The 11,276-nt window shown below is 51.8% G+C and carries 10 protein-coding genes; 7 read left to right on the top strand and 3 right to left on the bottom strand.

All coding sequences use genetic code 11. The features are described from left to right. Nucleotides 1-151: 151 nt before the first annotated feature. Nucleotides 152-913, bottom strand: coding sequence for a hydroxyacylglutathione hydrolase (gene gloB, locus E0F26_RS08975; RefSeq protein WP_279241323.1), 762 nt, complete (start codon nucleotides 911-913; stop codon nucleotides 152-154). Nucleotides 914-975: 62 nt separating this feature from the next. Between gloB and E0F26_RS08970 the strand changes: the two genes are divergently transcribed. From E0F26_RS08970 to dnaQ, 3 genes are read left to right on the top strand one after another with little or no spacing between them, the layout of a single operon-like run. Beyond that, the gene (locus E0F26_RS08970) at nucleotides 976-1,773 is read left to right on the top strand and encodes a class I SAM-dependent methyltransferase (RefSeq protein WP_279241322.1); all 798 of its coding nucleotides are present in this window, start codon (nucleotides 976-978) and stop codon (nucleotides 1,771-1,773) included. After that, on the top strand, nucleotides 1,770-2,210 hold the full coding sequence (rnhA, locus tag E0F26_RS08965) for a ribonuclease HI (RefSeq protein WP_279241321.1): 441 nt from the start codon (nucleotides 1,770-1,772) through the stop codon (nucleotides 2,208-2,210). The genes E0F26_RS08970 and rnhA overlap by 4 nt, the downstream gene beginning before the upstream one ends. A 1-nt stretch (nucleotide 2,211) precedes the next feature. Further along, complete coding sequence (gene dnaQ / locus E0F26_RS08960; protein ID WP_279241320.1) at nucleotides 2,212-2,925, top strand: DNA polymerase III subunit epsilon; 714 nt, start codon at nucleotides 2,212-2,214, stop codon at nucleotides 2,923-2,925. A gap of 27 nt (nucleotides 2,926-2,952) precedes the next feature. Here dnaQ and nhaB read toward each other — a convergent pair whose 3' ends face one another. Next, nucleotides 2,953-4,458: a sodium/proton antiporter NhaB gene (gene nhaB, locus E0F26_RS08955; RefSeq protein ID WP_279241319.1), complete on the bottom strand. Its 1,506-nt coding sequence runs from the start codon at nucleotides 4,456-4,458 to the stop codon at nucleotides 2,953-2,955. Between the two features lie 210 nt (nucleotides 4,459-4,668). Between nhaB and nudC the strand changes: the two genes are divergently transcribed. The 3 genes from nudC to E0F26_RS08940 all read left to right on the top strand — a co-directional run bounded on the left by nudC (nucleotide 4,669) and on the right by E0F26_RS08940 (nucleotide 7,931). Then, nucleotides 4,669-5,481: an NAD(+) diphosphatase gene (gene nudC, locus E0F26_RS08950; protein ID WP_279241318.1), complete on the top strand. Its 813-nt coding sequence runs from the start codon at nucleotides 4,669-4,671 to the stop codon at nucleotides 5,479-5,481. A 16-nt stretch (nucleotides 5,482-5,497) separates the two neighbouring features. After that, a complete protein-coding gene (gene sohB / locus E0F26_RS08945) occupies nucleotides 5,498-6,577 on the top strand; it encodes a protease SohB (protein WP_279241317.1) in 1,080 nt (359 codons plus the stop codon). A 133-nt stretch (nucleotides 6,578-6,710) separates the two neighbouring features. Then, nucleotides 6,711-7,931, top strand: coding sequence for an acyl-CoA dehydrogenase family protein (locus tag E0F26_RS08940; RefSeq protein ID WP_279241316.1), 1,221 nt, complete (start codon nucleotides 6,711-6,713; stop codon nucleotides 7,929-7,931). 63 nt (nucleotides 7,932-7,994) lie between these two features. Here E0F26_RS08940 and E0F26_RS08935 read toward each other — a convergent pair whose 3' ends face one another. Beyond that, on the bottom strand, nucleotides 7,995-8,909 hold the full coding sequence (locus tag E0F26_RS08935) for an MBL fold metallo-hydrolase (RefSeq protein ID WP_279241315.1): 915 nt from the start codon (nucleotides 8,907-8,909) through the stop codon (nucleotides 7,995-7,997). A 239-nt stretch (nucleotides 8,910-9,148) separates the two neighbouring features. Between E0F26_RS08935 and E0F26_RS08930 the strand changes: the two genes are divergently transcribed. Beyond that, nucleotides 9,149-11,245 carry a carboxy terminal-processing peptidase gene (locus E0F26_RS08930; protein ID WP_279241314.1) on the top strand — a complete coding sequence of 699 codons (2,097 nt, stop codon included), beginning with the start codon at nucleotides 9,149-9,151 and terminating at the stop codon, nucleotides 11,243-11,245. The last annotated feature ends 31 nt before the right edge of the window (nucleotides 11,246-11,276 follow it).

Genomic DNA, 11,276 nt, shown 5'->3' with positions numbered 1-11,276 from the left:
TTAGGACGTTAATACTACCGGGCGGGCTATTAGGCTCTAATACTGGCACTGACGCATAACGACGGTGGCGAGCGCAAGCGGTATAAAACTAACGTGTAGTGCCCTCAAGCACTAAAGAATCGTTGCGATTGAGACGTTTTAGCCCCAAGGCTTAGCCTTCATCCTTCCAACCACGAACAGCTCCGAAAACATCAGCGGGGGAGTCACCCCTGTGCCGGCCTTGATGCTTGAGTTGCGCGATAATTGCCGAAGCGTTCCAGCGTAAAAAGGGATTAATTTCCAGTTCATTTTGAATGGTCGAGGGGACTGTAGGCACGCCCTGCGCGCGTTTGCCCTCGCACTCAGCAACGTGTGCGGCAAGCTTTTCATTATGCGGGTCAACCTTTTGCGCAAAAGCGAGGTTTGCGAGGGTGTATTCGTGTGTGCAGTAGACCGCTGTATCGCCCGGTAGCGCCGCGAGTTTTGCCAAGGACGCCTGCATCATGGGGAAAGTGCCTTCAAAAACGCGCCCGCAACCACCAACAAACAATGTATCGCCACAAAATAAGACGGATTCACGGCGACAGTAGAGTGCAATGTGATCGAGCGTGTGTCCCGGCACTTCGAGAATCTCAAATGCGTAACCCAGGACGCTTACCGAATGTCCCTCGCTCAGCACTTGATCGACACCTTGAATCTTGGGGTTGTCAGGGCCGATTACTCTGCAGTTGGTTTCGGATTTCAGTGCAGTTACTCCCCCCGTATGATCGAAGTGATGATGTGTAATGATGATGGTATCGAGCGCTAACCCCATTGACGCGAGCGTGCTCAGGACAGGCTGAGCATCTCCGGGGTCAACCACGGCGGCACGTCCGTCCTGTTCCAGCATCCAGATGTAGTTATCGGAGAAGGCAGGTATCGGTACAATATTCATAAATCGGCTCTCGATCGTTACAAGGTGTTTGCACTCGCTGTGGGAAAAGATACCCTTGTGTCATGGGAAAGCAAACCACATCGCAAGCGCGCCTCAGCACAAAGGATCACCTCGCCCAATGGTATGAGAAAACGCCAGTGGGAAGACGGCTGCATCATCAAATTACCCGCGAGTTGGGCAATCAGCTTGAGCGGCTTTTTGGGTATCACACGTTATTTTTAGGCGTGCCACCGACTGTGTCTGTAGAGGAGCTTGCTCATTCTCAGACAAAGCTCATAGCCACACCTGATGGCGCCCGAGTAGGAGGGGCCCAGACCGTTATCTCTTTCGACGAAAGCCTACCGTTTGATACGGAGTCCATCGATACGGTCGTTGTCTTCCATGGGTTTGAAGTTTGCGAGGAGCCCCATCAGGCGTTGAGGGAAGTACATCGTGTGCTTGTCCCAAACGGTAATTTAATTATTGTGGGCTTTAATCCCGAGAGTGTTTTTGGTTTGGGATGGCTAATAAACCGGTTCGTATTCCCCTCGAAATGGCGTGGGTTGAAGCTAGAAAGGATTCCTAAACTACTCGATTGGTTATCACTCTTGAATTTTCAGGCCGCTAAGCCGAAGCACAAGCTGATTGTACGCCCCGTTGGACGTGGGCGACTCTTTCGCTGGATGGCGCGTTTTGATGATTGGCTGGTTGATCATCAGGTACCCATGGGTGGCGCATTCGTTCTCCATGCGCGCAAGCAGGTTGGGGCAGGTATAAAGGGCCTTCACCGACAAAAAGCCAGACCGAAGCTTGTCCCAATTCCCGTATCGCGCCCAGCGGTGGGGGCAGAGACTCACCCGCGTAACGAACCGACCAAATGAAATCTGTCGAAGCGTTCACAGACGGCGGATGCCGCGGCAATCCCGGTCCAGGTGGCTGGGGCGTCATCCTGCGATTTGGAGACCACGAGCGTGAATTAAACGGCTCGGAGCCAGAGACCACAAACAATAGAATGGAACTCCTTGCAGCCATAAGTGCGCTGCAGGCGCTGAGCGAGCCTTGCCTTGTTGTCCTAACAACGGATTCAACTTACGTCAAAGACGGCATTACGAAGTGGATTAAAAACTGGAAGGCGAATGGCTGGCGCACTGCCGCGAAGAAGCCCGTGAAAAACCAAGACCTTTGGCAGATGCTCGATGCGCAATGCAGTCATCATCAGGTGGAGTGGCGCTGGGTGAAGGGTCATGCAGGTCATGCTGAGAATGAGCGCGCTGACGCGCTTGCGAATGCGGCGATGGATTTATTGGAGAAGAGTTAGCGTGCGACAAGTTGTACTAGACACAGAGACGACCGGGCTTGAAGTCAGTCAAGGCCACCGCATCATCGAGATAGGTTGTGTCGAGATTATCGATCGTAAGCTGACAGGGCGTCACTATCATCAGTACATCAAGCCTCAGCGAGCCATTGACCAAGGTGCCCTCGAAGTTCACGGCATCACTGAAGAATTCCTCGCAGACAAACCGGTGTTTTCCCGGGTTGCGGATGAGTTTCTCGAGTTCATCAGAGGCGCTGACTTAGTCATTCACAATGCGCCATTCGATGTGGGCTTTATTGAAGCCGAATTTAAGCTTTTAGATCCGGCCAGTGCTCCCGTTTCCTCTTATTGCAACGTGACCGACAGTTTGCAGCTAGCGCGCAGTAGACACCCAGGTCAACGCAACAACCTCGATGCACTGTGTCAGCGTTACGCGGTAGATAACAGTAACCGCACGCTGCACGGTGCATTGCTTGATGCTGAGATCTTGGCAGACGTTTACTTACTCATGACGGGTGGGCAAACGAGTCTTGGGCTCTCTCCAGATGAGGAGGGGGCAGGGATTGGTTCTGGATCCGCTTCTGCCATTCGACGGCTCCCCGAAGGCCGGCCGCGATTACGCGTCATAAGCCCCTCTGAGGAGGAATTAGCCGATCACGAAGCTAGGCTGGACGTACTGAGTGAGCGTTGCGACGACGGTGCAGTGTGGCGCCGCTAAAGCGCCTCACTGCAACGTACGTTATGCTCAGAGCGTGTAGATAACCGCCGTTAAACCTACCGCCGTTAATACAACCGTGTACGGTAATGCCATGATGACCATGCGGCCATACGAGAGGCGGATAAGCGGAGCGAGGGCAGAGGTCAGTAAGAACAAAAAGGCAGCCTGCCCATTGGGCGTCGCAACCGAAGGTAGGTTTGTTCCCGTATTAATCGCCACCGCAAGCTGATCGAACTCCGCTCGGGTGATAACACCATTGTCCAGGGCTGTTTTGACTTCAGAGATGTATACCGTTGCGACGAATACATTGTCAGAGATCATCGACAAGATACCGTTAGCGAGGAAGAACATCGCGGGCCTCACACTACTCTCCATTGCCAGTACCGCCTCAATCACCGGCGAGAATAGGTGCTGTTCATGAATCACGGCGACAATGGCAAAGAAGACAACCAACAAGGCTGTGAACGGCAGCGCCTCTTCAAACGCATGTCCGAGCTTGTGCTCTTCGACAATGCCGTTGAAGGCAGTGAGCAGCACGATAACCATCAAGCCAATTAGGCCAACTGCGGCCAAATGAAGCGCTAGACCTACGACCAAAACGAGGGCTACCAACGCCTGAACGACGAGACGTGCGTTTGATGCAGGGGTCGCCTTGGCGTTTTCTTGCGCTTGAAACTCCTCTAACACCGAACGCACCTTTGGTGGCAAAAGTGCGCCGTACCCAAACACACCCGTTTGCTCGAGGATGAGACATGTCAGTAATCCCGCAACCAAAACGGGCATGGTAATCGGCGCCATAAGCAGGAAGAACTCAACGAAATCCCAGTCTGCGACCGTTGCAATCAGTAGATTCTGCGGCTCACCTACTAGCGTACACACGCCGCCAAGCGCCGTGCCAACCGCACCGTGCATTAGCAAGCTTCGCAGGAACGCTCTGAACTGCTCAAGATCCGCTTCGTTTTCGGCTTTTACAGTATCGTCCGTCGTGTGATCGTGTTGAGCATCGTCAAAGACAGTCCCTGACGCCACTTTGTGATAAACCGTAAAAAATCCAACACCCACACTAATGAGTACGGCGGTTACCGTAAGTGCGTCCAAGAAAGCCGACAATACAGCTGCGACTAATGAAAAGAGGAGTGACAGCACTTTCTTGGACTTAACGCGCAGAAGTATTTTGGTGAAGATGAAGAGTAGAAGCTCCTTCATGAAGTAGATGCCGGCCACCATGAACATAAGTAGCAAGATCACCTCAAAGTTTGCTTCTGCCTCGTGAAAGACGGTGTGAGGATCGGCCATGCCAATAGCTATAGCCTCAATCGCTAACAAGCCACCGGGCTGAAGCGGGTAGCACTGCAGGGCCAAAGCTAGCGTAAAAATAAACTGTCCAATCAGGACCCAGCCGGTGACAAAAGGACCAACCGTGTGAAAAAGAATGGGGTTGATGATCAAGAAGGCAATTATGGTCTTTTTGTACCAATCGGGCGAAGACCCGAGGAAATTGCGCCAATAGGGATTGGCTAGGGCAGTATTCATACAGCTGTGTCCTTTTATAGTTAGCTTTCAAGCGCCCAAAACGCAGTGGCTATACGCAGTGCGCGCAGGGTTGGACGAGTGAGTGTTAGATCAGGTTAAACGAAGCCGCGAGTCCTTGGAAGGTCGATGTGGGGGCAAGGCCAACTGGTGCTTAACAATACTTGAGCAAGATGTGCTGTGCACCTAGTATGGTCGCCCGAGGAGATGCGCATGTTAAATTTTTCAAGACCCACGGCCCCCGCAAGTCCAGATGACTTGGTTTGGGCCTTTCATGGGCGAAACTTAGTCAGTGAACTGATGGGTAGCCAAGGCGCGCCCATTCCACTTGCCAGTCTCCAAGCAGACTTCGACGAGGTCAGTGACCTCACGTCAGTGGGCTATTTGGATGAAAAACCCGTTTACGCTTGTAAAGTTCGGACAAACGAACTTGACGTCATGAAGTACACAAGTGGAAATCTTTTTGCTCTTCTTGGGCGTTCTAGCCAAGCCCTATTCGATGTTGTCGGGCGCGCTTATCAGCTACTGAATTGGGAAAGAGATCATCGGTACTGTGGACGATGTGGGCGCGAAACGGTTCTTGCAGATAAGGGGCAGAGTCGTGCATGCGAGCCCTGTGGATTAAGCGTGTACCCTCGCTTATCACCTTGTGTCATCGTACTCATCTCGCGCGATGATGAGATTCTTTTAGCGGCTGGGGCAGGTGCCAATAGGCGCTTCTACAGCTGCCTCGCAGGCTTTGTCGAGCCGGGTGAGACCTGTGAACAAGCGGTCCAACGTGAGGTCATGGAGGAGGTCGGGCTAGAGGTCGACAATATCCAGTATCATGGCTCACAGCCCTGGCCGTTCCCCGGTCAATTGATGCTCGGTTTTACGGCCAAATGGCGCTCGGGTGAGATCAATATCGATCCTGAGGAGATCGATGAGGCTATTTGGTGTAAGCCTGACAATCTACCGCCTGTTCCCCCCGCTTTTTCAATAGCCGGACAACTGATTAATAGCTTTCTTAACGCACAAAACGCATAAGATTTAGGGACATACTTTGGAATTTTTATACGAACTCGGTCTTTTCGCCGCGCAAACACTGCTCATTGTTGTTGCTGTCGGAGCAATTGTGCTTCTCATTGCCGGCACAGCGGGCCAGAAAGGTAAAGGGCCCGACGAAGGGTATATAGAAGTTAAGTCGATCAACGATCGATTTGATGCTTACACAGCCGCAATCCGCGATTTATCTGAAACTCCCGAGGCCGCTCAGATTCGTGCAAAACACGATAAGAAATCAGCCAAGAGCAAAGCAAAAGCAGAGAAGGCGCGATTAAAAGCAAGTGCACAAGCGTCTACCGATACGCTGAACCTTGCGAGTGAACGCCCTAGGACCTTCGTGCTCGACTTTGAAGGTGACGTTATGGCATCGCAGGTGGATGCGTTACGCGAGGAGATATCGGCGATATTACCCAACGTGCAAGAGGGTGATGAAGTGCTGATTCGACTCGAAAGCCCTGGAGGCGTCGTCCACGGTTACGGTCTTGCAGCCAGTCAACTCTCGCGCATTAAAGATGCGGGCGTCACCCTAGTTATTGCGGTCGACAAAGTGGCTGCCAGCGGCGGTTATATGATGGCGTGTGTTGGAGATCGCATCTTAGCGGCGCCGTTTGCCATTTTGGGGTCGATTGGTGTCGTCGCACAACTTCCTAACTTCCACCGCCTCCTCAAAAAAAATGACGTCGACTTTGAGCAATTCACCGCCGGTGAATACAAGCGTACGGTCACCATGTTTGGCGAGAACACCGATAAAGGGCGCAGAAAGTTTGAAAACGAGCTCGAGGAGACCCACGGTCTATTTAAGCAGTTTGTAGCCACTAATCGCCCAGCTGTTAACGTTGACCAGGTGGCCACGGGAGAGGTGTGGTACGGCTCTCAGGCGCTCAACGAGGGATTAATAGACGCCATTTCAACATCGGATAGCTATCTGCAGTCCCAAACAGAGGAAAGAGATTTGTTCGAGGTGCATTACCGCCGAAAACAAAAGCTCGCTGAGCGCATGGGCTTCGCAGCAGAAGTCACCTTTGACCGTCTTGTGATAAGACTGTGGCAGCGACTAACCGAGTCACGTTACCTCTAAGCGCTCATTTTTAACTCGGACAAGCCTCGTCCTTGACCGCGGCGCTGTCCTCAGCGCTAGTTGATTCGGTCAAAGGACCGCGGCGTTAACAAATTCAGGGAATACGAAAACAGCGATTAAGGCAGAGGCAGTCATGTACGAGTTCAGTCAGAAGTCACAGCAGTTATCAGCGCGCCTTACGGCCTTCATGGAAGCGTATATCTACCCAAACGAAGAGGCCTACGCCGCACAACTTCGTGGCGCCACCAATCGCTTTGCACCCTTGCCGTTGATGGATGAGTTGAAGGCCCACGCCCAAGCGGCCGGGCTTTGGAACCTCTTTGTGCCTGAGGAGCATGCTGAATATTGTGATCACGGCGGTCTGTCATTTTTCGATTACGCGCCACTTGCTGAGATTATGGGTCGGGTTATTTGGTCACCAGAGGTATTTAACTGTAACGCTCCGGATACGGGGAATATGGAAGTCTTCATGAATTACGCGACCCAGGCACAGCGTGATACGTGGTTAACACCATTGCTTGAGGGTCAGATACGTTCCTCATACGCAATGACAGAGCCTCAGGTGGCTTCAAGCGATGCGACAAACGTCGAACTACGGATAGAGAAAAAGGGTCAGGAGTGGGTTCTTAATGGCCACAAATGGTTCATTACAAACGCCATGTATGAACGCACTAAGATCCTTATTGTGATGGGGAAGTCTGATCCCACAAATCCAAATCGACATCTACAGCAGTCCCAAATACTGGTGCCAAAGGACACTCCTGGCGTTACGCTCGTAAGACCGCTCACGACACTGGGTTACGACGACGCCCCCATTGGACACGCAGAGATCATTTTTAAAGACGTCCGAGTGCCCCTTGACCATATTTTATTAGGCGAGGGTAGGGGTTTTGAAATAGCCCAAGGGCGGCTTGGTCCAGGTCGCATGCATCACTGCATGAGATTAATTGGTGCGGCTCAACGCTCCTTGGAACTTGCATGCCAGCGAGCCAATAGCCGCACTACCTTCGGACGGCTTTTGAGTAAGCACCAAAGCGTGAGAGAAGACATTTCGAAATGTTTCTCGGAAATAGAGATGGCCCGATTACTTCTCCTCAAGGCATGCCACAAAATCGACAGTCAGGGCGTTCCCGCCTCCGTCGATATGATTGCAGCGACGAAGACCACCATCCCATTTCTCGTGCAAAAGGTCATTGATCGTTGCATGCAAATTCATGGGGCAGGGGGGTTAACCGAGGACTACATGATGGCAGAGGCATACAACTACGCACGATGGTGTCGACAGGCAGATGGGCCCGATCAAGTGCATCAAATGGCCTTGGGCAAGCAAATCATCGATCGTTATTCGGAATGAGTCGGCAGCCCCATTCCGTAGGATGTCTCCTTCCTTAAATCAAGCGAAGAAATCTAGCGTTACTTATTGATTTTCAACAATTTCGCTAAGATCTTCGCCGCCGAAAGCGTTGATTGGCAGGGTGATAACGGGCCGCGCTGACACAGGATGCCTGGGAAGGGCGCCTGCGCGAATATTGACCTGCATGGAAGGAATCATGAGTTTTGGCATAGGAAGCTGCCTGTCTCTCGCTTGTCGCATCGTTACAAACTCAATCTCAGAGACGCCGTCTCGCACATGGATATTCTCCATACGATGCCTGCGGATACTCGCTTCATAGGCCAGCGGTCTACCGTTCGGCTGATAATCGTGACAAACGAAAACCCGGGTCGATTCTGGCAACTCAAGCAACCGTTTAATAGAGAAATACAACTCACTCGCGTTGCCACCTGGAAAGTCACAGCGCGCAGTGCCCGAATCAGGCATGAATAATGTATCCCCAACAAACAGCGCATCGCCAATGTGATACGCCATACAGGCAGGTGTGTGGCCAGGAGAATGCAATGCGGTTATTTGAAGTGCGCCAAGCGACAGTGTTTGCTGATCTGTGAGCAAGATGTCGAACTGCGAGCCGTCGACGGCAAAATGTGGTGACTCAGAGTAAATGTCAGCGAACTTACGCTGTATATCACCGATAAGGCTAGAGATCCCGATTTTTGCACCGAGTTTCTGCTTAAGGTAATAACTGGCGCTCAGATGGTCTGCATGCGCGTGTGTCTCAAAAACGTAGACAGCGCGCAGCTCGCGCTCCTCAATGAACCTGACAATTCGGTCCGCGCTATGTGTCGAAATTTCGGCGGCGCCATCGTTTATGTCCAGCACTGGGTCAATTACCACGCACACCTTATTGTCCGTGTCGGCCACGACGTAAGAAAGTGTAGAGGTCGCTTCGTCGTAAAAGGCTTCTACATGAGGCGTTGAATGATCTGGCTTTTGCATAGGTGAGAGCGTTACCGATAACTCACAGTGTCAGGCGTATCCTACACCCCAAAGCACCATCTTAAAATGCGCATAATGTATATTATGTTAAATATGAGAAAAGGATACAGTGCAGTCCAGGTAAAGGCCCCTTTCGTATCTGTGGTAATGGCAGCAATTACGCTACGCTTACGAATACGAATACGCGCTGTTTGAGCACACGGGCGCGCTCTGTTTTTACTTTTATGGAAGCTTTTTCGATGCGATACAAGCAACTCCTCACTCATATCGTTTGTGTATTCGCGCTCAGCGCTCCACTCGCATATGCAGAGCTAGAAACCACCCGTGAACAGAAATGGACGCTTCGTGCACTCATTACAGAGCTCGAAGACACGCATTTCGTTGATAAACGCTACAACGACAAAATGGCACAGGCGCACCTGCAGACCTACTTGGAGCGGCTTGATCCTTCACATTTGTATTTCACACAATCTGACGTAGATGCGTTCTCTGAATATCAGACTACGCTTGATGACCTAGGTCGCAAAGGTGAGTTATACCCTGCTATCGAGGTTTATGACCGGTATCGATCGATTGCCTCCGCGCAGCTACGCAACATAATTGACGACATGGATGACGTTGCTCAGCGCTTTGACTACGACAAAGAGGAGTTTATTGAACGCGATCCCACCGAGCGTGAGTGGGCAACCTCCTCCGCCGAGCTTTCTGAACGCTGGCGAAAACGGTTAAAGAACCAGGTGCTGAGCCTTAAAATGGCGGATAAAGCTGAGGATGAGATCGCACCGACGCTTAAAAAACGCTACGAAAACCAGCTAAAGCGCCTAGAGCAATACAATGCGCAGGACGTCTTTGCGGTATACGCGAACGCCCTCACCTCTCAATTTGACCCTCACACCAGTTATTTTTCGCCACGTCGCGCCGAAAACTTCGATATTGACATGCGTTTGAGTCTTGAAGGAATTGGCGCTGTGCTTCAGAACGAGGACGAATACGTCAAAGTTGTTAGGGTCGTCCCTGCTGGTCCAGCCGACCAGCAAAGCGACCTTGCGGCTGCTGAGCTTATTATTGGTGTCGGGCAAGGTGACGACGGCCCCATCACGGATGTCATTGGGTGGCGCTTGGATGACGTTGTTGATTTGGTGCGAGGAAAAAAAGGCACGGTGGTCCGCCTTGATGTTATTCCTGCGGCCGGTCGTGCGGACGAGGTTCGTCGGCTGGTTATTACACGCAACGAAGTCCGCTTGGAAGAGCAGGCTGCTCAGTCAAAAATAATAGAAATCAATGATTTAGACGGCTCACCTAGAAAAATAGGTGTTATAGACGTACCGGCTTTTTACCTCGACTTTGACGCGTACAGAAAAGGAGATCCTGAGTTTCGGTCGACCACACGGGACGTAGGTAAGCTCGTTGCTGAACTGAATGAAGCGGGAGTCGACGGATTGGTAATCGACTTGAGGGGCAATGGTGGTGGATCGCTAAGAGAGGCCAATGAGTTGACAGGTCTTTTCATCGAATACGGCCCTACAGTGCAAATTAAGGGCACTGGCTCACGAGTGTGGCGTGACGGAAAACGCCGTAGAGGCCCCTTTTACGAGGGCCCCGTGGCGGTCATGATCGATCGCTTGAGCGCCTCTGCCTCTGAGATTTTTGCTGCCGCCCTACAGGACTACGGACGCGCCATAATTGTTGGTGATCGGAGTTTTGGCAAAGGCACTGTGCAGACGTTGCTCGATCTGCCCGAGGGTCAGCTTAAGATTACCGAGAGCAAGTTCTACCGAATCTCAGGCGAGAGTACGCAGCACAGGGGTGTTATTCCTGACATTAGCTACCCTTCCCTGCTTCAGCACGACGAAATCGGTGAAAGCTCACTGGAGAAGGCCCTTGACTGGGATCGTATAGCGCCCGTTCGCCACAAAAATTATGGTGCCATTGACGCTATTTTGCCGACATTGCTTGCGAACCACACCGAGCGGGCAAACGCTAATGCGGATTTTCAGTACATTTGGGATCAGAAAGCGTTAGCCGAAGACATCAATGGGACCGAGCAATTGCCGCTGAACCAGCAAGCGCGAGTAGCGCAGCGTGAAGATCAAGAAGCTCAGTACCTCGCCATCGAAAATACAAGAAGGCAAGCGAAGGGGATGGACGCCCTGCTATCGCTTGATGAGATGTTCGACACAGCTGAAGATACCTTGGATCCGGGCTCGGAGTCTGAATCTGATGAAGAGTCCGCAAGTATCGATGATGAAGATGCATTGATCACCGAAACAGCACGCATTCTTGTCGATGCCATCAACCTTTCGGGACCTGTGATGGCTAGGGCGAGTGTTCGCTAAAAGCCCAGCCTAAACTGCTGTGTAAAGCGAA

The sequence above is a fragment of the Candidatus Paraluminiphilus aquimaris genome (assembly GCF_026230195.1).
GTDB lineage: Bacteria > Pseudomonadota > Gammaproteobacteria > Pseudomonadales > Halieaceae > Luminiphilus > Luminiphilus aquimaris.
This window is presented reverse-complemented; position numbering and strand designations above follow the sequence as displayed.